This is a genomic window from Paraburkholderia podalyriae (assembly GCF_014397785.1).
In the GTDB taxonomy this organism is placed as follows: domain Bacteria; phylum Pseudomonadota; class Gammaproteobacteria; order Burkholderiales; family Burkholderiaceae; genus Paraburkholderia; species Paraburkholderia podalyriae.
The window spans coordinates 213,395-235,275 of sequence record NZ_VZQQ01000009.1; the positions used below are offsets into that span (position 1 = coordinate 213,395).

19 protein-coding genes and 1 pseudogene are annotated in these 21,881 nt (G+C 62.1%); 8 read left to right on the top strand and 12 right to left on the bottom strand.

Features of this window, described 5'->3' with window-relative positions:
• Positions 1-86 precede the first annotated feature (86 nt).
• Both F6X42_RS13465 and F6X42_RS13470 read right to left on the bottom strand, forming a co-directional pair.
• The gene (locus F6X42_RS13465) at positions 87-1,178 is read right to left on the bottom strand and encodes a LacI family DNA-binding transcriptional regulator (protein WP_187634682.1); all 1,092 of its coding nucleotides are present in this window, start codon (positions 1,176-1,178) and stop codon (positions 87-89) included.
• Between the two features lie 199 nt (positions 1,179-1,377).
• On the bottom strand, positions 1,378-2,532 hold the full coding sequence (locus tag F6X42_RS13470; protein ID WP_187634683.1) for a porin: 1,155 nt from the start codon (positions 2,530-2,532) through the stop codon (positions 1,378-1,380).
• An 835-nt stretch (positions 2,533-3,367) separates the two neighbouring features.
• Here F6X42_RS13470 and F6X42_RS13475 point away from each other — a divergent pair.
• Positions 3,368-3,676 carry a BON domain-containing protein gene (locus F6X42_RS13475; RefSeq protein WP_187634684.1) on the top strand — a complete coding sequence of 103 codons (309 nt, stop codon included), beginning with the start codon at positions 3,368-3,370 and terminating at the stop codon, positions 3,674-3,676.
• Positions 3,677-3,678: 2 nt separating this feature from the next.
• Here F6X42_RS13475 and F6X42_RS13480 read toward each other — a convergent pair whose 3' ends face one another.
• Positions 3,679-3,843: a hypothetical protein gene (locus F6X42_RS13480; RefSeq protein WP_187634685.1), complete on the bottom strand. Its 165-nt coding sequence runs from the start codon at positions 3,841-3,843 to the stop codon at positions 3,679-3,681.
• Between the two features lie 197 nt (positions 3,844-4,040).
• Between F6X42_RS13480 and F6X42_RS13485 the strand changes: the two genes are divergently transcribed.
• Positions 4,041-5,204 (top strand): endo-1,4-beta-xylanase, encoded by a 1,164-nt coding sequence (locus F6X42_RS13485; protein ID WP_187634686.1) that lies wholly within the window; start codon positions 4,041-4,043, stop codon positions 5,202-5,204.
• A 113-nt stretch (positions 5,205-5,317) separates the two neighbouring features.
• On the opposite strand, the gene F6X42_RS13490 is transcribed toward F6X42_RS13485, so the two are convergent.
• The 4 genes from F6X42_RS13490 to F6X42_RS13505 all read right to left on the bottom strand — a co-directional run bounded on the left by F6X42_RS13490 (position 5,318) and on the right by F6X42_RS13505 (position 8,410).
• On the bottom strand, positions 5,318-6,883 hold the full coding sequence (locus tag F6X42_RS13490; RefSeq protein WP_187634687.1) for an alpha/beta hydrolase: 1,566 nt from the start codon (positions 6,881-6,883) through the stop codon (positions 5,318-5,320).
• 247 nt (positions 6,884-7,130) lie between these two features.
• Positions 7,131-7,346 carry a YMGG-like glycine zipper-containing protein gene (locus F6X42_RS13495; protein ID WP_187634688.1) on the bottom strand — a complete coding sequence of 72 codons (216 nt, stop codon included), beginning with the start codon at positions 7,344-7,346 and terminating at the stop codon, positions 7,131-7,133.
• An 11-nt stretch (positions 7,347-7,357) separates the two neighbouring features.
• Complete coding sequence (locus tag F6X42_RS13500) at positions 7,358-7,735, bottom strand: hypothetical protein (protein ID WP_187634689.1); 378 nt, start codon at positions 7,733-7,735, stop codon at positions 7,358-7,360.
• Positions 7,736-8,203: 468 nt separating this feature from the next.
• Positions 8,204-8,410, bottom strand: coding sequence for a hypothetical protein (locus F6X42_RS13505; RefSeq protein ID WP_187634690.1), 207 nt, complete (start codon positions 8,408-8,410; stop codon positions 8,204-8,206).
• A gap of 261 nt (positions 8,411-8,671) precedes the next feature.
• Between F6X42_RS13505 and F6X42_RS13510 the strand changes: the two genes are divergently transcribed.
• Both F6X42_RS13510 and F6X42_RS13515 read left to right on the top strand, forming a co-directional pair.
• The gene (locus F6X42_RS13510) at positions 8,672-9,082 is read left to right on the top strand and encodes a helix-turn-helix domain-containing protein (protein ID WP_187634691.1); all 411 of its coding nucleotides are present in this window, start codon (positions 8,672-8,674) and stop codon (positions 9,080-9,082) included.
• A gap of 2 nt (positions 9,083-9,084) precedes the next feature.
• Positions 9,085-10,410: a type II toxin-antitoxin system HipA family toxin gene (locus F6X42_RS13515; protein WP_187634692.1), complete on the top strand. Its 1,326-nt coding sequence runs from the start codon at positions 9,085-9,087 to the stop codon at positions 10,408-10,410.
• Between the two features lie 40 nt (positions 10,411-10,450).
• Here the strand turns inward: F6X42_RS13515 and F6X42_RS13520 are convergent, their stop codons facing one another.
• Positions 10,451-11,128, bottom strand: a complete 678-nt coding sequence (locus F6X42_RS13520; protein WP_187634693.1) for a FadR/GntR family transcriptional regulator — start codon at positions 11,126-11,128, stop codon at positions 10,451-10,453.
• 221 nt (positions 11,129-11,349) lie between these two features.
• On the opposite strand from F6X42_RS13520, the gene F6X42_RS13525 reads away from it, so the two are divergent.
• The 4 genes and pseudogenes from F6X42_RS13525 to F6X42_RS13540 all read left to right on the top strand — a co-directional run bounded on the left by F6X42_RS13525 (position 11,350) and on the right by F6X42_RS13540 (position 16,434).
• Positions 11,350-13,134, top strand: coding sequence for a gamma-glutamyltransferase family protein (locus F6X42_RS13525; protein ID WP_187634694.1), 1,785 nt, complete (start codon positions 11,350-11,352; stop codon positions 13,132-13,134).
• 69 nt (positions 13,135-13,203) lie between these two features.
• Entirely contained in the window at positions 13,204-14,631 is a 1,428-nt protein-coding gene (locus F6X42_RS13530; protein WP_187634695.1) for an MFS transporter, read from the top strand.
• Positions 14,632-14,669: 38 nt separating this feature from the next.
• Complete coding sequence (locus F6X42_RS13535; protein ID WP_187634696.1) at positions 14,670-15,233, top strand: GAF domain-containing protein; 564 nt, start codon at positions 14,670-14,672, stop codon at positions 15,231-15,233.
• A pseudogene (locus F6X42_RS13540) lies at positions 15,230-16,434 on the top strand (MFS transporter). The gene F6X42_RS13535 and the pseudogene F6X42_RS13540 overlap by 4 nt, the downstream one beginning before the upstream one ends.
• 101 nt (positions 16,435-16,535) lie before the next feature.
• Here the strand turns inward: F6X42_RS13540 and F6X42_RS13545 are convergent.
• From F6X42_RS13545 to F6X42_RS13560, 4 genes are all read right to left on the bottom strand, one after another.
• Complete coding sequence (locus tag F6X42_RS13545) at positions 16,536-16,871, bottom strand: RcnB family protein (protein ID WP_187634697.1); 336 nt, start codon at positions 16,869-16,871, stop codon at positions 16,536-16,538.
• A 284-nt stretch (positions 16,872-17,155) separates the two neighbouring features.
• Positions 17,156-18,649, bottom strand: a complete 1,494-nt coding sequence (nhaC, locus tag F6X42_RS13550) for a Na+/H+ antiporter NhaC (protein ID WP_187634698.1) — start codon at positions 18,647-18,649, stop codon at positions 17,156-17,158.
• Between the two features lie 115 nt (positions 18,650-18,764).
• On the bottom strand, positions 18,765-20,024 hold the full coding sequence (gene arcA, locus F6X42_RS13555; protein WP_187634699.1) for an arginine deiminase: 1,260 nt from the start codon (positions 20,022-20,024) through the stop codon (positions 18,765-18,767).
• Positions 20,025-20,080: 56 nt separating this feature from the next.
• Positions 20,081-21,502 carry a basic amino acid/polyamine antiporter gene (locus tag F6X42_RS13560; RefSeq protein ID WP_187634700.1) on the bottom strand — a complete coding sequence of 474 codons (1,422 nt, stop codon included), beginning with the start codon at positions 21,500-21,502 and terminating at the stop codon, positions 20,081-20,083.
• Positions 21,503-21,881: the final 379 nt, after the last annotated feature.

Consider the following 21,881-nt stretch of genomic DNA (forward strand, 5'->3'; position numbering starts at 1 on the left):
CCTGTTGTCTTTTGTTGCTGCTTTGCTTGCTGCTTGTTGCCTGCTGCTGCCTGAAAGCGCTTTCACGCCAGGGCGAAAAAAAACCGCTACGTACGCGTATCTCCCCGCTTGAGCGGCGGCGTTATGCGTCGCGTCGTTTCGCGCGTCACGAGCGTGAGCGGGATCGGACTGAGCGCGATCGACTGCTTGCGGATCATCTGCACGATGCCCTGCGCGGCGAGGCGGCCGATTTCATAAGTCGGCTGGCGCACCGTCGTCAAAGGTGGCGTCATGTACGACGAAGTCGGCAGATCATCGAAGCCGACCAGCGACACGTCGTCCGGCACCCGCACGCCGCGGCGGAACATCGCGAGCCGCGCGCCGTATGCGGTCTGATCGTTCGCGCAGAAGACCGCGCTGAACGACGGATGGCGAGCCATCAAACGCTCCATCGCGGCGGCGCCGCCCGTTTCGAGGTAATCGCCCTGCTCGACGAGATCCGCATCGAAGCCAATACCCGCTTCCTCGAGCGCGCTCCGGTAGCCCTCCAGGCGCTCGATCGCGTCGTCGTGACTGGCCGGCCCGGCGATGAACGCGATCTCGCGATGGCCTTGCTCGATCAGATGACGGGTCGCGTCGCGCGCACCCTGCATGTTGTCGATTGGCAGGCCCGCGAGCATCGCGCTGTTTTGTACCGAGCGGCCGAGCACGAGCATCGGCGCGTGCCGCGAGTAGTCGGTCAACGTCGGCTCATCGAGTTGCGCGTGCAGCAGGATGATTCCGTCGACGCGCCGCGCGATGAACTGCTCGAGGCGTGCCTTTTCGTCGTCGATGTTCCAGCGGCTGCTGACAAAAATCGGCGTAAAGCCCGGCTCGTACAGCGCCTCTTCGATGCCGCGCAGCCACTCGGCGTAAAACGGGCTCGACACCGCCTGCGTCAGCACGCCGATCGTCTCGGTCCGGCCGCTCGCAAGACTGCGCGCGAGCACGTTGGGCCGATAGTTGAAACGCGCGATCGCCTCTTCCACCGCCTGCTGCTTGGCGGGAAGCACACGCGCAGAACCGTTCAGGATCCGCGATACGGTGCTCGGAGAAACACCGGCCGCACGCGCGATGGCTTCGAGCGTCACGTTGGGCGCAACCGGCACGTGGGGTACCTTCGGCGCGCCGGGTTTGTCGTTTGAGCCGTCGTCGGTCATGAGTTCTGCCTGAATCCTGTGTTGAAAGCGCTTTCAAATACGAGCAAGCGCTATGCGTCCGGTGACGAATCCGAAAAATAGAAAAAACAGCCGATGCGACGAGGGTGGAGGAGGCGTCGCACCGGCCTCTCTATGAAAGAGAAATAAACAGTCCTTGAAACAAAGAGATCACTGCGATTGCTGATCAGGCAACCTCAACTCAGAACGAGGTCATGATCCCGGCGAAAACGCCGGTCTGGCTATGACCATAGTTCGGGTTGCTGTTCGACGACGTACCCGTCACCGGATTGAAGTTGTTGTTGCCGTACGGCCCGTTGCCGAGGTTCAGGTTCGACGTCGAGCTGTTGTGCACGTAGCCGGCTTCCGTGTACACGAACGTGCGCTTCGACAGCGCGTACGTCGCGGCAAGCGTGAACAACGTCCCGTTGCCGTTGCCGTTGTTCGCGTTCGCGTGATAGACCGCACCCGTCACTGCCGTGGCCGTCGTGACCTGCCATGCGGCGCCGAACCATTCGTGGTTCACGCTCGTCGGCGCGCTCACGCCGAGCGGCTGCGATGCATCGCTCACGCCCACGCTGGCGTTGGTCGCGTCAGGCGCGCTCAGGTGCTGGTAACCGGCATACAGCTTCACCGGACCGATCACGTACGTGCCGCCGACAAGGGCCATCCGCGAAGCCGAGTAGACGTTGTTGAATGAGCCGTTGGCGCCACGCACTTCGTCATAGATCACGCGGACATCGCCGTTGCCCCACGTATAAATGCCTTCGACCGCGTTCGTACGGCCCTGGCCGGTCGGCACGCCAGCCGAGTTGACGGGCGCCGAGTTCCAGCTCGTGTTGTTGGTCAGCGAATACTGGCCCTTCAGCACGAGGCCGCCGAACAGCACCGGCGAGTTGTACTCTGCGCCGTTGCTGGTGCTCGTCCAGTTGCGGCCGCGCACCAGTGTCGAGATCGCGTAGCGCTGCATCACCTGCGGGTCGGTGCCCCAGCTGTCCTGCGCCAGTTCGCCGGCGCCGAGGTTACCGATCTTGAACAAACCCCAGTGGTCGTTCGTCAGGCCCACCGTCGCGTGGCGGCCGAACAGATTGCCCGCCGATGCACCGGTCATCGTATTGAGCTGACCTTCGAGCTGGAAGACGGTCTTCGTACCGCCGCCGATATCTTCGGCGCCCTGCAAGCCGAACCACGAGCAACCCCAGTCGCCGCTTTGGGCTGCCCACGCGTGGCCGCCCGGGAGGCCGGTTTCAAACTGAATGCCGTTATCGATACGGCCGTACAACGTGACGCTGCTCTGGGCATGGGCCACCGTCGTCACAGCTGCCATCAAAGACACAGCAATAACCTTCTTATCCATTTAGATATCCTATATATATTTTGGCGTCTCCAAGCCGCTCAGGACGCACGTGTTCTCACACGTTTCCCCTCTTGCCGAAATGCTTGCCTTCACATTTCGAGGCGATTATAGGGATGGACCTTGCGCCGCGCATCGAACTAGCGGCTCAGGGAAAACGCTGTTATCGATAACAGTTGCGCGCCGTTCGATCCCGCAGTAGCACCCTGCTTTGTGACCATTCCGTGATGGTCACAAGCGCCGGAAACACGTTTGAGTCCACACACCGAAACGATGCTCGAATGCCGTCCCGCGTCGCTCAGCGCTTGCTTAAGAGGGGAAACTCGCCCAAATGCAAGAAAAAAATCGTGCTTGATGTTGTGAAGACACAACGACCTGCCTCGCTTGCATGGCCGGTTTCATCTTGACGAACCAGCGTCGGAGCCGCCAGCAGGCGCGGACATTAGCGACTATCATCAATGCATACGATGCCGGGCAACGAGCCGGGCTCAGCCGCGTAGCAGGCTGAGTGCGGGACTGCCAGCGCATCGGTCTGGCTCTCGCGCTTCAACACGAACGCTCCAGCCAGCTCCCAGCCCTCGGCTCTCGCTGTTCGCCCGCCACGCCGCGCACGCGACGTCCCGCTCGAACACGCTGCTCTTGCCGACTTTTCTACGGGCGACGGCACGACCGCCCATCGCCCGACCGGCAAAACCTCGACGCGCAGGCGCGACAACCGCGACGCACGCAGCGGAAAGAGGATTTTGTCCGACGCCCTTCCGTGCCCTCGCATCGAGTGGGATCGGAAGATTTGCCGGCGGAACTTGCCGGCACACCTTGGTACTTGTCAGGAGGTATCGTGAAAACAGCCCTTGTTTCTACACTCGCGTTGCTCATTTCAAGCGCAATCGCGCCGGGGGCCCATGCCCAGGCGTCTCAGGCGACAGACCAAGAACTCGCCCATAGCGTGCGCGTCGCCGAGGCGCGTAGCGGCGTCGGGATGTCACATGTGTTTGTCTTTGCGCACTCGGGCCAGGTCACGCTGGTCGGATGGGTGCCGGAGCGGGAACACGTTGCTCGTGCCGAACAGAGTGCGATGTCGGTGCCCGGCGTCACTTCGGTGGACAACCGGCTGTCACCCGACGGCGGCTCGTTGAACGGGCATTGAAATCAGGCTGAATCGCCGCGCGGACGACGATCGATGCATTCCGCGCGTTGAAGGGCTTCGGTTTCCTTGTCTCGCCAGTTGTGGTTGAGTGACTGGCGTTCTGTTTCGCGCAGTTCGTCGCGCGTACGGTCGCTGCTACCTCCATCTGAAAGCGCTTTCAAATCCACGTCGGATCCACTCGGTCGACCCGACGCTCATTCCCTTGCATCGTCTCTTTGATATGTCAGGTAAATCCCTCATGGCGGGACCGAGGTGCGTTAGTTAGCATTCCGCGTTGTTACCGATAACGTTACGGGTAGTTAGAAGAACACCCGAACCGCATTCCATCGTAAGGAGACCAAGGGTGGGGCCTTTGAGAACTTCGATGCACAGGCTCTGCGCAGCCGGCGCCGTTTGCGCGCTCGCATGGACCGCGGGCTGCGCGCACAACCAGGCGAGCACCGCTCAAGACGGCCCGCCGCTCGCCGCGGCGCCCGCCGAAGCGCTGCCGCCACTACGCAATGTGATGACCGAGCACTTCAAGGTCGGCACGGCGATCGAGCCTGATTCGATCGATAGTCCCGCCGACGCGGCGCTCATCGCCGCGCATTTCTCGAGCCTGACCGCCGAGAACAAGATGAAGCCGGGGACGATCGGCGTCGCGCAAGGAAAGTACAATTTCCAGCCGGCCGACAGGATCGTCGCGTTCGCGCAGGCGCACGGCATCGCGGTGCGTGGCCACACGCTCGTGTGGCACTTCAAGGCCGGCGACTGGACTGAGGCGCCGGACTGGTTCTTCGCCGGCGATCCGAGCGATCCGCACTATCACGACATCGTCGCGAAACGGCTCGATCGATATGTAACCGACGTCGTTACACACTTCCGAGGCAAAGTCTATGCGTGGGACGTTGTCAACGAAGTGATTAGCGACGACCCGCATCAGCTATATCGCGAAGACAGTCCGTGGTATCGCGCGCTCGGCAAGGACTACATCGCGATCGCATTCCGCGCGGCGCGCGCGGCGGACCCGGGGGTGAAGCTCTATATCAACGAGTACAACACCGACGATCCGCGCAAGCGCGCGAAGCTGTTCGCGGTGATCCGCGATTTGCGTGTACAGGGCGTGCCGATCGACGGTGTCGGGCATCAAATGCACATCAGCGTGAACTGGCCACCGCTGTCGAACATCAAGCAGGCATTCGACGACGTCGCCGCGCTCGGCCTCGAAAATCAGATCACCGAACTCGACGTCAGTCTCTACACCGATCCGGGTGAATGCTGGAGCAATCCGCATGCATGTCTGCCGGACCTCGGCCATCCGGTGCCGAACGACATCATGCGCGCGCAGGCCGAACGCTATCGCGCGGTGTTCGCTCTGTTCGAGCAGGAGTCGAGTATCAAGGCGGTGACGTTCTGGGGCTACTCGGACAAGCACACGTGGCTGACGTCGACGCCGGTGCCGCGCAACAACCTGCCACTGCCGTTCGATGCCAACCTGAAGCCGAAAGCGGCGCTGTGGACGATCGTCGATTCGGCCTATCAGCCGTAACGTCGATCTTCGAGCCCAAAAGCAGATGGCCCGCGGTAGTGGGCGGGCAATCTGCTTACATCTCGCGAAGGCGGCTGAGCGATTGCCGTCAGCTCGATCAAACGATCGACATGTCAAGGCTCGTCGGAGCCGACCTGTTCGAGCGCGTTCAGATCATCAGCGAAATCGTCGGGGTGACCATCCGCGGTTTTATGCGTGCGCGGCGGCGACTTGACGACCGGCGGCGGCATCTTGCCGATGCCTTCATCGATACGCTGCAGCAGATACGGGAAAAACGGATTCGACGCGATGCGGAACATCGAGTCGAGCGTCAGAATCAGCGTGCCGCGTTCGCCGCGCGGCGCGAGCGTGCCGAGGTTCTCGTTGAAGTTTTCCGAATCGTCTGGCGCGATGCCGTACAGCGCGTCGGTGATCGGGAATGGAATCGCGACATGCGACAACGAGAAAATATCCTGGGGATAATCGATGTCCAGCGGTCTGACGCGCGTTTGCACTTCGCCTTCGTAAACACTGCGCTCGACGGTATGCGCCGAGTCCGGCGACACGTTGGCGATCACCGTCGTGCGGTAGTTCTGCGGACCGGTGCGCAGCAGTCGCGAGAGCGCCGTGTACGACGCGACGCGCAGAAAGGTCCTGAAGCGCACGCTGCGGTTCACGTCGAACAGCACGACTTCGCTGCCGTTTTCAGGCAGCTTGTCGTAGAGCGACGACATCACCGCGGGCGTGCTCACCGTGAAATCCGTCACCGACTGGAAGGTCAGAATAGGCGGCAGCGTATCGAGCCGGTTCTCGCGCTCGAGCCGCGTAATCTGTTCCTGAATCACGCTCGTGAGGAGATAGGACTGCCGCGCGCCATTTACAGGAAACGAGTTGTACTTGAACGGATTGAACTCGGGGACGACGCCAAGCCACGCGGCGCCCGCGAAGGCCGGCAGCACTGCGGGCAATCCTGCGAGACCGGCAAAACGCGCGTAACGCGTGACGCCGATCATCGGTGAGATCAGCACGACGCGCGTCGGACGTGCGAGCGCGGGACTCTCGACCGCGTCGAGCGCGTATTGCAGCGCGAGCGCGCCGCCATTCGAAAACCCGACCAGTTCGATCGGCTTACCCGGCCCCACGCGACGGCGCGCTTCGCGCACTGCGAGCCGCGTGGCGGCGGTCCAGTCCTGCCAGTGCACGTCGGTGAGCCCCGCGGGCACCGTGCCATGTCCCGGCAAGCGAATGCCGATCGCGACGAAACCGCGATCGCGATAACGGCGCGCGATATGCCGCATACTGTACGGCGCATCCGTCATACCGTGCAGCAATACGACGGCGCCGACGGGCGGCCCCGACGGTTCGAGAATGTACGAGTGATTCCAGTTTTCGGCGAAATGCCACGGAAAGATCGGCGAGCCCTCGTAATAACGGTTCGCCGGAATGCGCTCGGAAGGCCGCAGCTTTTCGACGACATTGACGCGCACGTCTTCGAAAATCCGGTTTTCCGCCTTGATGTACGTGTTCCAGTCGGCGGTGTCCATTTCCTCGACGGTCAATTCGCGGGGCACATAGGTGTGCCATACCGACAGTTCCGGTCCGCGCTGCGAATACCACGCGCGCAGGCCGAATGCGAGCACCGCCAGCAGCACCAGAACCCATGCACTTATCTTTATTACCTTCACTGACGTGCGCAGCATTCGTGTTCTCTTGATGAGATGAAGGTTGCACCGCTCGCAGGCTGTGAGGAAAGCGGCACGGAATTCTTGAGGCGTCGCGGGAATGGTGACGTGCCCGATGCAAGAACGATCCTTCAGCAACGCTTCCGAAATCGCCTCGACCGACGACCCTGCGACGCCTGACCGAGGCCACATTGGCCGCCCGGTTCAGTAAAGAAAAGCCGGGGCGTCACCCGCGTCGCGCCTCGGCCTTGCCTGCATGCATTAACTAACGGCCGCGGATATTGCCGGCCACGCCGCCCGCCGCGCCGCCGATGATCGCGCCGGTCCATGCGTCGCCGCCGGAGATCGCCGCGATGCCCGCGCCCGCACCCGCGCCGAGTGCCGCGCCGCTCATCGTTCCTTGCGCCTGCGGGCTCATGTCCGTGCAACCGATCATCGCAGCCAGCGCGCCAATACTGACAATCCACCCAAGTCGTTTCATGATCGTTCTCCTTACTGATTTTTCTTCAGGCCGGGCACGACCATCTGGAACCAGAGGGTCTCGATCACCGGGTGCTGGATCATCGTGGGATTGGCGGCGTAGTAGCCATCGAGGCCTTGACGGACGCTGTCGAGCGTCTGGCCCTGCATGCCCTTGCCGAAGCGCTGCGCGATGTCATTGGTGTTCGCCATGTTGCCGGCATAGGCGCGCTCGATGTCGATCACATTCGAGATACCGACCAGATACGCTTTCTTCTGCTCATCGGTCGACTGCATCCATTGCTGTCCCGTGACGATTGGAATGCTTTCCGCACGCGCGACGTTGCCGATCATTGCCAACGACAGAAAAGTCAGAGATAACAGCGTTCGCCATTGTGGTTTGATTGCCATCGCATACTCCAGGGAAGTTATGTTCACCAGCGGCCCGCCGGCGACCGCATCCGGCGGCGTCGATCGCGCTATTTGGAAGATTGGTCTCTGGGTCTCGTCGAATCTCCTTTCCGGTTCAACGCTCGGCGTGGTTCGTCGGTTCGGGTTCTATTGGCATTGGGTTGCATCAGCGAATAGACACCTTGATGACAGAAGGGTCTCGCGACGGATTGGAGTGATTTTCGCCCCTGCTGTATGCGCGCAACGACTGGACTCATGCGGGCCTCGCCACGTCAGACACGGTATAAAGTCTACAGCCTTTTCGGTAATTTCCAAGCTCATTTCCGCTCGATGCACGTCACGTGACATTTGTGTCAAATAGCATTCGGCGTGTGAAAGGAAGCGATGCAATGCGCGTAAACACTCATCAGTTATCCGCTTCTCGATGAGCGCTATTGATATTGCTATCGATTGCTCGTCGACGACTATTCAGGGTTCTGTCTGTGAATCCGAGACATGTTTTTCTGACTGAATGACTGGCTTCCTGATTAGGTCGTCAATTGATAACGATTCGAATTTGTCTTTTTCCGGTCCAGGCGTTTCTTGTCTGGTAGCAGTACCAACCAATAGTGAAACAAATGCGATTTTTAATTGATGCGCTTGTCCATCATCTTTACGCTGATCGAGTGGGCTCACACCTTCGCCTGTCGCCGAACGGCCCTCGGTCGATCGCACTTTGCTGACGACGGATGGCTGCGCAGCAGCGAAGGGTTGTGTGAGGGCGGGCGGACGGTTAGTTGCGTTACTGACGCGGATAGCCGGACACCATTTCGAACGTGCCCGGTGCTGATCATTGACAGTCTTTAGCTTGTATTTGTCGAATACAGCGTATAGACTGTATCCGCCTTCTACAGGCTTTGATCTGTTACGCCGACGAAGCCGAACCGGAGATCGACCGTGGACTACGCCATCAAAACACTGAGCCAGCTCAGACCGATCCTGCAGGGCTTCAGGAAGGCCGCCGCCCTCACTCAGGCCGCGATGGCCGCGCATCTCGGCGTCACGCAACAGACCTACGCGCAACTCGAAGCGAATCCGGCGGCCGTCAGCGTTGAACGGCTCTTCAGAGTGTTGCGGGTCTTGCAGGTCGATCTGAAGCTCACGCAAAGCGAACCGGCACAAAGCGTTGCCACGGAAGACGTCGCGCCGCCGCCAAACCGCACCCGGTCCCGCCGCGCCGAGCCGCAAGCATCGGGCACTGGGGCCAAAGCCGCCACACCCACCCGCGCCGCCCGCAAGCCGAATGCGGTCAAACCGGTCAAGGTTACGAAAGCCGCCAGCACCAGCAAGAAACGGGAGGACTGGTAAGCATGGCGCGCAGCACACCGAACCGCCTGAACCTGTGGATGAACGGCTTGCAGGTCGGCTGCTGGGAAACGACGCGCAGCGGCGAGCGTCTGACCTACCTCGACGAATGGATCGACGATCCACAAGGACGGCCGCTATCGCTGTCGCTGCCGTTCACGCCGGGCAATCAGCAGTATCGCGGTCAGATCGTCGCCGACTATTTCGATAACCTGCTGCCCGACAGCGAACCGATCCGGCGTCGCATCGCCGCGCGCTACCGAACCGGCAGCACGGCGCCGTTCGCGTTGCTCGCCACGCTCGGACGCGACTGCGTCGGCGCGCTGCAACTGTTGCCGCCAGACGAAGAACCGAGCGATCTGATGAGCATCCACGGCCGCGAACTCGGCGACAGCGACATCGCCGCACTGCTGCGCGGTACGACGTCGGCGGCGCCGCTCGGGCAGCACGATCCGCTCGAAGACCTGCGTCTGTCGATCGCCGGCGCGCAGGAGAAAACCGCCCTGCTTCGTCATCGCAACCGCTGGCTGCTGCCCGAAGGCAGCACGCCGACCACGCACATCTTCAAGCTGCCGCTCGGACTCGTCGGCAACATGCGCGCCGATATGCGCACGTCGGTGGAAAACGAATGGCTTTGCTCGCAGATCGTCGCGGCCTATGGGCTCCCCGTCTCGGAGTGCGAAATCGCGCGATTCGACGAGCAGAAAGTATTGATCGTCGAGCGCTTCGATCGCCGTTTGTCGAGCGACGCCACGTGGATCGTGCGTCTGCCGCAGGAGGACATGTGCCAGGCCACCGGCACTTCGGCGTTGCACAAATACGAGTCCGACGGCGGTCCGGGCATCGAGGCGATCATGGAGATACTCGCGGGGTCCGCACGCGCGGCGACGGACCGGCGCAATTTCTTCGCGACGCAGCTGGTCTTCTGGATGCTCGCCGCGACCGATGGCCACGCGAAGAACTTCAGCATCGCTCATCTGCCCGCCAATCGATACGAATCCACGCCGCTTTACGACGTGCTGTCCGCCCATCCGATCATCGGCGGTGGCGCGGGCCGCCTCGCGGCGCAAAAAGTGAAACTAGCGATGGCGGTTCGCGGCAAAAACGTCCATTACCTGCTCAATCAGATCCAGCGCCGGCATTGGGTGGCCGAAGGACAGCGGGTCGGCTTTTCCGCCGCTGATGTCGATTCGCTGATCGATGAGTTGACCGCGCAAACAGAGACGGTGATCGACACAGTCTCGTCGCAATTGCCCGCCGACTTTCCGCTGGATGTGGCCGATGCGGTATTCGATGGCATGCGCCGGTTGAACCGAAAGCTTGCCCAGTAAATCTCAATCATCCTGATCGAGGCGCGGCATCACGGCAAGCTCACGCACGCCGCACGCCCGCTCCATCGGTCTTCGCCGACGCGCGCCACTGCACGCTCAGCAGATGCTCACGCATGCATTGCGCGGCCGCGTCCGCATCGCGCGACTTCAGCGCATTCACGATCGCCTGATGCTGTTGCGCGAAAAACTGCCGCGTCTGCTGCGCGGAGGTTTTCTCGCGAACCTCGGGTTTCACGCGCATGCCGTTGATCACTTCCATCAACGCGATCAATGCGGGATTACGCGTGGCATGGCCGATCAGCAAATGAAAGCGGTGATCCCATTGCTGCCACTCGTCGTCGTTTTTCGCGGCGGCGTTTTTGCGTGCGCATTTCTCCAGCTCCTGCAGATCGTCGCCGCTCGCTTTGGTCGCGGCCAGCGCAGCCAGCGCCGGCTCGAACATCAGCCGCATTTCGGCGATATCGGCAGGGCTCGCGCCCGCGCGCAAGCCACGCAGCGTCGGCGCGAACTTCAGTGGCCGCGCGCCCAGATAGGTGCCGCGGCCGACGCCGCGCCACACACGGCCCGACGCCTCGAACGAAGCGAGCGCCGCGCGCAGTTCGCGACGGCTCACGTTCAGTTCTTCGGCGAGCTTTCTTTCGGGCGGCAGCGCGTCTCCGTCCTTCAACTGATGCTCGGCGATGTAGTCGAGCAGCGCATCCCGTACCGGTTTTTCCATGTCGTTCACCGAACCAATTCATATTGGTCTCAACGATAGCAGAATCGCGGCAGTTCGACATAGCGGCACCCGGCGATTTTTGATTCGCTATACTCGGGACGACATCGAGGGTTAACACCGGGTGCAACCGGACTTCGTTAGTTTTACGCTTTGACTTTCCTCAGTCGAACCATTTGCTATTGGTTCCGCCATTTGGACCCATCGTTGCCAAGGAGTCGCGCATGTCGTTTACAACCCGCCCGGAACTGATCGGCACCTTCGGCATGGTGGCCTCGACGCACTGGCTCGCGAGCGCATCGGCGATGGCGGTCCTCGAAAAAGGCGGCAATGCGTTCGACGCCGCTGCCGCGGCCGGCTTCGTCCTGCAGATCGTCGAGCCGCATCTGAACGGTCCGGGCGGCGAGTTGCCGGTGGTGTTCTATAGCGCGCGGGAAGAACGCGCGCGCATCCTGTGCGGACAGGGCGTGACGCCCGCGCGCATGACCATCGAGCGGATGCGCAAGATGGGGCTCGACGTGGTGCCGGGCACGGGCCTGCTGCCCGCGGTCGTGCCGGGCGCGTTCGGCGCGTGGATGGCGCTGCTGCGCGACTACGGCCAACTGCCGCTCGAAGAGGTGCTGAGCTATGCGATCGGTTACGCCGAAAGCGGCTATCCGGTGCTGCCGCGCATGGCGTCGTCGATTCTCGCGATTCAGGACTTCTTTCGCACCGAATGGACCACCTCGGCCGAGCAATGGCTGCGCAACGGCGAAGCGCCCATGCCGAACCAGCTGTTCGCGAATCCCGCGATCGCCGAAACCTACAAGCGCATCTTGCGCGAGGCCAATACGCGCAACGACCGCGCCGAGCAGTGCGAACGCGCGCGTGACGCTTTCTATCGCGGCTTCGTCGCCGACGCGATCGACCAATACTTCCGCTCGACCGCCGTGCTCGATACCTCGGGCCTGCGCAACAGCGGCCTGCTCGACGCCGGCGATCTCGCGCGCTGGGAGCCGACCTACGAAGAACCGGTGTCGTACGACTACGCGGGCATGCGCGTGCACAAAACCGGCCCGTGGGGCCAAGGCCCGATGTTCCTGCAACAGCTCGCGCTGCTGAAGGGTTTCGATCTCGGCGCGATGGACCCGCTCGGCCCCGATTTTGTGCACACGGTGATCGAGTGCTCGAAGCTCGCGTTCGCCGATCGCGAAGTGTTCTACGGCGATCCGGCGTTTTCGCATGTGCCAATGGACGTGCTGCTCAGCGACGCGTACAACGACGAGCGGCGCGGTCTGATCGATCCGCGCCGCGCATCGTTCGAATTCCGCGCCGGGCTGCTCGGCGACAGCGAACAGCGCGCCGCACGGATCGTCGCGAATGCCGGGCGCGAGCAGGCTGGCGGCTTCGGCCAGGGTGAGCCCACCTTTGCGCCGCTGCCGGAATTGCGCGGCGATACCGTGCATCTCGACGTGGTCGACCGCTGGGGCAACATGGTGTCGGCCACGCCGTCGGGCGGCTGGCTGCAGGCGTCACCGGCGGTGCCGGGTCTTGGCTTTAACGTCACCACGCGCGCGCAGATGTTCTGGATGGAAGAAGGCCTGCCTTCGTCACTCGGCCCGGGCCGCCGGCCGCGCACCACGCTGTCGCCGACGCTCGTCACGCGCGACGGCAAGCCGTACGCGGCCTTCGGCACGCCGGGGGGCGACCAGCAGGATCAGTGGTCGCTGCAGCTGTTCCTCAAGCACGTACACGGCGGCATGAACCTCCAGGCCGCCGCCGATTCGCCGTCGTTTCAGACCGCGCACTTCCCCGGCTCGTTTTACCCGCGCGCGATGCAGCTCGGCAAGATGTCGGCCGAGTCGCGCTTTCCGGACAGCACGCTCGCCGAACTGCGCAAGCGCGGCCACGACCTGAGCGTCGCGGAGCCATGGGCGCTCGGCCGCGTATGCGCGGTCGGTATCCGCAATGGTCTGCTGCGAGGCGCAGCCACGCCGCGTCAGATGCAGGCCTATGCGATCGGCCGATAAGCGGTCCGAAGCAGCCGTCAGCACAGAACGCGCGACCTCGCCGCGCCATTTCCTTCAGGAGAACTTGCCGTGTCCGCCGTCGCCGCCCGTCTTGAAAGACTTCCCTTGTCGAGCTTTCATCGCAGACTGCTGCTGATCGGCGGGCTGGGGTACATGTTCGACGGACTCGATTCGTCGTCACTCGCGTTCCTGTTGCCGGTCATCAGCAAGCTGTGGCAGTTGACGAGCGCTCAGACCGGGCTCGTCGCGAGCAGCACGTATATCGGCTACTTCTTCGGCGCGTTCCTGTCAGGCGTGCTCGCCGACGTGATCGGCCGCCGCCGCATCATGATGAGCGCGCTTGCCATTTATTGCGTCGCCTCGCTCGCGAGCGCGACCGCTCAGGACTGGCACACGTTCTTCGCGCTGCGCATCGTCGCGGGCTTCGGCTCGGGCGCGGAAACCGTCGTGATCGCGCCGTTTCTCGCCGAGTTCGTGCCGCGCCGCTATCGCGGCATTTTCTGCGGCGCATTGGTCGGCTTCATGTCGTTCGGCTACCTGACCTCGTCGATTCTCGGCTTCGCGGTGGTGCGCAACTTCGCCGACGGTTGGCGCTATCTGGCGGTGATCACGTCGCTGCCGGTCGTGATGCTGCTGTGGTGGCGCCGGACGCTGCCCGAATCGCCGCGCTGGCTCGAAAGCCAGGGCCGCGCGGCCGAGGCGAACGGCATCGTCGGCCGCATCGAAGCGGCGTTCGTCGAGCGCGGCATCGCGCTTGCGCCCGTGAGTGCAAGCAACGCGCTTTACGCAGTGCCCACGCCGGCCTCGGCGCCGAAGCGCGGCAACGCGTGGCGCAACGTGCTCGCGCTGTGGTCGCCGCGCCTCGCGCGCACGACCGCGGTCAGCTGGCTGATGTGGTTCTCGGTCGCGTTCGCGTACTACTCGTTCTTCTCGTGGATCCCGAGCCTGCTCGTCAAGGAAGGACTGACGCTGACCAGGAGCTTCGGCTATTCGATCGCGATCTATGGCGCGCAGATTCCCGGCTACTTCTCGGCGGCGTGGCTCAACGAAAAGATCGGCCGCAAGGCGGTGGTCGCTTCCTACATGCTGTTCGGCGGCATTGCCGCGATCACGCTCGCGTTTTCTCACACCGGCATACAGATCATGGCCGCGGGCATCGCGCTGTCGTTCTTCATGAACGGCGCATTCGCCGGCGTCTACGCGTACACGCCGGAAGTGTTTCCCACCGCGGTGCGCACGACGGGCACTGGATCGTCGTCATCATTCGGCCGCATCGGCTCGGTTAGCGCGCCGATCCTCGTCGGCCTCATTTATCCGGTGTTCGGCTTCCTCGGTGTGTTCGCGATGACCACGACGGTGCTGGTGATCGGCGCGTGCGTGGTGCTCTTCCTCGGCATCGAAACGCGCAACCGCTCGCTGGAAGATATCGAAGCGAGCGAACTCGAGCCGGCGCGCGACGCACCTGGCCAACTGAAGTCCACGCGCATGCATGGCTGAACGCACTGCGACTTTTCTCACTTCCCGATGCAAACGCGATGCAAACGATCCGAGGCAACCTGACCGAACCCGAACTGCACGATCGACAAACGCTGGAGATCGCGGACCTCGAGCGTCTCGCGCTGGCGATGCGCGTTAAAGACCAGCCGCTCGAACTGTTCCACGCGGTTCACGCGGTGGCGGCGAAGACGATCGGCCTCAGCCTGTTCACGATCATGTCCTACGATGCGCAGCGTCACGAGGTCGAACGTGTCTATACGAACATGCCGGACGTATATCCATTGGGCGGCCGCAAGAAGAAGCACGGCACCGCGTGGTCGCGGCAGATTCTTCGGGATCTGAAGCCGTTTCGTTCCGCCACATCGCAAGGCATTCGCGAGGCCTTCGACGACCATGCGGTCATGACCGTTTTGGGTCTCGGCTCGATCCTGAACATTCCGATCGCCTACGACGGCGTTTGCATCGGTACGATGAACCTGACGCACAAGGAAGGCTGGTACACGAGCCGTCATGAAAGCATCGGCCTGCTGATCGGCGCCTTCCTTGCCCCCGCTCTGCTCCAGCAGAATACGCCATCCCCCGCTGGCGCCGCCCGTTCATGAAAACACCATCCGATCTGCAGCCCTATCAAGCCGTAACCCATGCCACCGTCTCGCAAGGCCGCTGGCTGCTGGTGTTCGTGCTCGGCTACCTCGCGCTGATCGCCGATGGCGCCGACGTGATGATGTACGGCCTCACGCTGTCGCGTATCAAGGACGACTTCGGCCTGACCAATGTCGAAGCGGGCGCGCTCGGCAGTCTGACCTTGCTCGGCATGGCGATCGGCGGCATCGTCGGCGGCTGGGCGAGCGATCGTCTCGGCCGCGTGCGGGTCGTCGCGTGGGCGCTCGCGCTGTTCTCGCTCGGCGCCGGGATGCTCGGGTTCACGCACAGCTTCGTCGAATTCGCGGCGGTGCGCTTTATCAGTTCGCTCGGCATTGGCTGCATGGTGCTGGTCACGACGCTCGTGGCCGAATATGTGCCGACCGAGCGGCGCTCGCTGGTGCTTGGCATGCTGCAAACCGGCATTTCGGCCGGCTATATCGTCGTGATTGCGCTCAGCAACTGGATCCTGCCGCTGTACGGCTGGCGCACGCTTTACTACGTGTCGGCCGTGCCGGTGCTGCTCGCATTCGCGATCAAGTTCGCGGTGCCCGAACCGGCGGCATGGCTCGCGAGCCGGGCCGCCGACCGCAAGGACACAGCGCGGCTCGTCGACAATCGCTATGCGCAGATTTTCCGCGACCGGCAGGCGCGCACCATGTTCATCCTGTGGACCTTCACGTCGATCTTCATTCTGTCCGGCTTTTACGGCCTGAACAACTGGCTGCCGACGTACCTCGAAAAGGAACTGCACATCAAGTTCAGATCTTTGCAGGCTGGCTCGGTGATCGCTGGAGCCGGCGCGGCGTGTACGTGCTCGGCTGCATCGGTGCGGCACTCTTTCTGCCCGTTATCATTTTCTGGCACACCCGCGACAATATCGCCACGCTGATGCTTTTCTTCGGCTTTCTGTACGGCGTGCCGCTCGGCACGATCGGCACCTTTATGTCGGAGAGCTTCGCAACGTCGGTGCGGGGCACCGCGGTGGGCGGCTCGTATAATCTCGGGCGCTTCTGTTCGGGCGCGGCGCCAATCGTCATCGGTTATATCGCCACGCAGTTCTCGATCGGTCTCGGCTTTCTGGTAGTCGGCGCGGTATTCTTTTTGAGCGGCGTGACTGCATTGTTCGTTCCGGACCGGCTATACGATACACGGCGTTAAATCGATGGCGAAAATGACAAAAATCATGTCGTGTCGATGAATTCCCCAGGCTCCGGCGCTAAAGCCCGGTCGCCGGATAGCCTGGGCACCACGATGAAGCATTACTGCGTTCCGGCGACGATATTGGAAATGGTCCAGTTGTTCGTCGTGACGAGCACATAGTCCCCATTGACACCCAGCCATTTATGTCCGCGCGGCGGCGCATCGAGGCCGTGTCCACGCCAGTCGTCCATGATGAAATTGTAATGACGGTATTCGGCCGGCACCCGCTGGCCTTTGTGCCAGTCACGATGCGGAATCGACGGCATCATCTGCTGACGGCCCGTTCCGGCCATCTGGCCGCCGCCCTCGTCCTGCGTCGGCCCAGCCGCAATCGCGAGCGCGGACATACCGGCAAATGACAAGGCGACGAGTTGCGCAACAATGCGATTATTCATGTTCGAACCTCCGTGCGGTGGAAGAAACCTCCGGGCATTCACGTGATCGACGTGAAAGTGATCGTCCAGCTACTCGCAGATTCATTAACTCGAACTTCATTGCAGCGATCGCTGGCCTATCGAATGCAATTTTTGCAAATAGCGCGATATTAAATTCGATAATTCAGGCGTGACTCGAAGTCGTTAAAAAGTATAGTAAAAGCGAGTTCGACTTCAAGCCGGACCTGCCCACGGCGACCGCGTGCGTCGACCCGGCAATTGGCGGAGCGATGCGATTCGTCGCGTCAATCGTCTGGATGGGTCGCGCCAGCCTGCGCGTTGGCGGACGCGGCTGCGGCGGTGTCGGTGGCCACGCGCGGCATCCGGATGCCCGCATAGGCCATCGCCACCGTCAACAGCGGACTCACGAAGCAGAACACCGCATATGGCGCGTAACTGAGCGTGGCAACACCGAGCGTCGCCGCCATATATGCGCCGCAGCTATTCCACGGAATCAGTGCACCGGTCGGTGTGGCCGTATCGCCGACCGCGCGCGACAGCACCACCGGCGCGAACCCGCGTCGCGCGAACGCCGTCTTGAACATGCGCGCGGGCAGCACGACCGCGATGTATTGATCGGCAGTGACGATATTGGTGGCGACGACCGCCGCGACCAGCGAGGCCACCAGCGCGCCTGCGCGCCTCGCTTTGTCGATCACAGGCGTAATCAGACGCTCGAGCACGCCGCATTTTTCGACCACGCCGCCGAACCCGAGCGCGGCAATGATCAGCCAGATCGTATTCAGCATGCTCTCCATGCCGCCGCGCGTGACCAGCAGGTCGAGCGCGTGGTTGCCCGTCGACGTCTTGTAGCCGCTTGCGAGAGCAAGCCAGACGCCTTTGACGAGCGCGAGCCAGTTCGGCACGCCCGGCTTTGCGGAAGCGAACGCGACCACGCGCTCGGGCGCGACGCACACGGCGAGCACGCCACCTGCCAGCGCGCCGAGAAAGATCGCGGTAAACGGCGGCATCTTGAAGAGCGCAAGCAGTATGACGAGCACCAGCGGCGCAAACAGCCAAAGCGAAATGTGAAATGCTCCACGCATTGCGTCGATCTCAGCGCTCGCGTCGAAATCGCCGGGGCGACCGACCAGAAAATAGAACGCAAAGGCGATGATTAGCGCCACGGCGGAAGTCAGCAACACTTCGCGCAGATGCCGGTACAGTTCGACTCCCGACGCCGCCGCGGCAAGATTCGCGGAATCGGACAAAGGCGAAGACTTGTCGCCGAGATAGGCGCCCGAGATGATCGCACCCGCCGCAATCGCCTCGTTCAGTCCCATACCCTGCGCGATGCCCATCAGCCCGATGCCGATCGTGCCGGCCACCGTCCACGAGCTGCCGATGCTCATCGACACGACGCCACAGATCGCGGCCGCCGTCACGTAGAAATAGTTAGGGCTGAGAAGCTTCAGGCCGTAATACACCATGCCGACCAGCGTGCCGCTGAGCGCCCATGTGCCGTTCAGCGCACCCACCGCGAACAGGATGAAAATTGCGTCTATGCCAGTGCTGACACTCGCCACCGCGGCCTCGCCGAGCGAGGCCAACGAGTGCCCGCGGCGCCAGCCGATGAACACGGCGATCATCGCCGCGACGGTGAGCCCCACCTGGTTCGGCCCGCTCGCACCTGCGTCGCCGAACAGGTAGTAGGACAGCCCCACCAGTATGACGAGGCTGGCGACCGGAATGATCGCTTCGGTCAGCGTGACCGGCTGGGGTGATTCGGGCCTGTTCATTCGAGTTCGTCCCCGTATCGGCTAACTCTGCAACCTCGCCGCTGTCGCCCGCTCGCCACTTCAGCGAGCGCGCGGCACCTTGCCGATCACCCGCCTGATCGATTCGCCCGACCGATCAATAGTCGACCGCATCGCGGATGATCGGGCAGGTCATGCAGTGACCGCCGCCACGTCCACGGCCAAGCTCCGCACCGACGATCGTAATCACCTCGATGCCCTGCTTGCGCAACAGCGTGTTCGTGTATGTGTTGCGGTCGTATGCATAGACGACGCCCGGCGACGCGCACACGAGATTCGCACCGCTATCCCACTGCGTGCGCTCGCGTTGATAGTCGCTGCCGCCCGCCTCGACCACGCGCAGCTGCTTCAGCCCGAGCGCCTCGGCGACGACGTCGGTAAACGGTTTGTTATCGGCGTGCAATTCCACGCCGCTCGGATGACTGCTCGGCCGATACGAATAGGTGCGCGTCTTCGCCATGAAGTCCGGGGCGACCAGCACGCAATCGCGATCGGCGAACGTGAACACGGTGTCGAGGTGCATCGCCGCGCGAATCTTCGGCATCGCCGCGACGATCACGCGCTCGGCCGCGCCCTTCTCGAACAGCGTTGCCGCAAGTTGACTGATGGCCTGACGCGACGTGCGCTCGCTCATGCCGATCAGCACGACGCCCTTGCCGATCGGCATCACGTCGCCGCCTTCCAGCGTGGCCAGACCGTGGTCCTGGGTCGGGTCGCCCCACCACACGTTGACCTTGCCCGCGAAGTCCGGGTGGAACTTGTAGATCGCCGTGGTCAGGATCGTCTCCTCGTGACGGGCCGGCCAGTACAGCGCATTCAGCGTGACGCCGCCATAGATCCAGCAAGTCGTGTCGCGCGTGTACAGCGTGTTCGGCAGCGGCGGCAGCAGATATTCGGTGCCGCCCGCCGCTTCTTTCGCGACCTCCAGCGCCTTGCCGCCGTGCGCTTCCGGGAAGTCGTGAGTGGATAGCCCGCCAATCAGCGTTTCGGCCAGCTTGCGATTGTCGAGCCCCTCCAGATAGCTTCTCAATTCATCGATAAAGCCGAGGCCGACCTGATTCGGCACCACCTGGTTGTCGAGAATCCACTTCTTGCCTTCGGGCACCGCGACCGTTTCGGCCAGCAGATTGTGCATCTCCACCACTTCGACGCCGCGGTCGCGCATCTTCGTCACGAAGTCGAAGTGGTCGCGCTTCGCGTTCTCGACCCATAGCACGTCGTCGAACAGCAGTTCATCGCAATTGCTCGGGGTAAGACGCTGATGCGCGAGCCCCGGTGCGCAGACCATCACCTTGCGCAGTTGCCCGACTTCCGAGTAGACACCTAATGCACCCGCTTTCGCGTCCGTGTTCGCCATGATGATCTCCTGAGTACCAGTGTTGGCCCGCTCTGTTCAATCGGATGTCATTAAAGCTAAAGCGCGATCCTTCCGGTGACGAGGCCATAGATGCCGATGATCGCGCCAATGACCGCAACGATAAAAATGATCCAGTCGGAAGCGATGAAGACGTTCTTGTTCCGCTCGCGCCGAGCCCAGATATAGAGCGCCGTGCCTGGCGCATACAGCACGGCGGAAAGCAGAATGAATTTCAGGCCGCCCGCCCAGATCATGAAGACCGTGTAGATCGAGGCGATTGCGGCCATGATCAAGTCGCGCCGGCGCTCGTCGGCGCGCACGTCGTAACCGTCACCGCGATTCGCGTTCATGCAGCCGAACACCGCGACGAAGAGGTACGGAATCAACGACATCGCGCTCGTCAGATTCAGCATCAGCGCGAACGCGTCGCGCGAGAAGTATGTGCTGATGACGAGCAGCTGCACCACGATGTTGGTCAGCCACAATGCATTGGCCGGTACCTTGTTGGCGTTTTCCCTCGCGAACACGGCGGGCATGTCTTCGGTCTTTGCCGCCGTGAACAACACTTCGGCGCAGATCAGCGACCAGGCGAGATAAGCGCCCAGCACCGAAATCAGCAGGCCTATGCTGACGAAAACCGCGCCCCAATGACCGACCACCCCTTCAAGCACCGCCGCCATCGACGGCTGCCGCATGGCCCCGATGTCGGCGCGCTGGAGCACTGCGTAAGGCAGCATCGTCACGAGCACCATTAGCGAGGTCACGACGACGAAGCCGAGAATCGTCGCCTGGCCGACATCGGAGCGCTTCTTCGCATAACGGGAATAGACACTCGCCCCTTCGATACCGATGAACACGAACACCGTGACCAGCATCGTGGCCCGCACCTGCTCGAGGATATTGCCTTCGAGTCCTCCACCGTAGAGGTTGGCCTGGAACAGGTCCAACCGGAAGCCGAAGATCAGGATCAGGATGAACACCAGAATCGGAATGACCTTGGCGACCGTGACGATACTGTTGATGAAGGCCGCCTGCTGCACGCCCTTCAGGATCATGAAATGAAATAGCCAGATGCCGATCGATGCAACGACGATCGCGACGACCGTATTGCCGTCGCCGAACACGGGAAAAAACGCGCCGAGTGTCGACTTGAGCAGCACCCAGTACGAAACGTTGCCGATACAGCTGCCGATCCAGTAGCCAAATGCGGAGAGAAAGCCCGGATAATCGCCAAAGCCCGCTTTCGCATACGCAAACACGCCGGCGTCCAGTTCGGGCTTGCGTTCCGCCAGCGCCTGAAACACGCGCGCCAGCATATACATGCCCGTGCCCGCAATCAGCCAGGCAATCACGGCACCCAACGGACCGGTGGCATTCGCAAAAGTGCGCGGCAGGGAAAAGATCCCGGCTCCGACCATGCCGCCCACCACCATCCCGGTGAGTTGCATTTTTGACATTTTTTGTGGAGTGGACGCCATTCGGATTCCTTTTTAGTTACCTTTTTAACAAGGACCTTAATCAGATTCGAACGAAACGTGTCTCTCGGCCAATCTTGCTGTTGATCAGCCGTGTTACTCTGCAACCACCACACGAAAAGAATGGGCTGTCCGTTAGCGTTTGTCAATTAATCGCAAGGCCAGCTAACCGCCTGCCGCGCGTCAGGTAATCGAACCGATCGATGCTGCATTGCCGAATTTCGTTGAATGCGCGAATTAACTCGATTGCCCGTGTGTCATATGACACGCGATGCACGCATCTGGATTGCTCGCATCGATAAGTCGCATTCGATATCGATGATTTAATAATGATGCGATGTGACGCATCGCCAATGTGGTTTCTTCAAATGATAGGGAATCG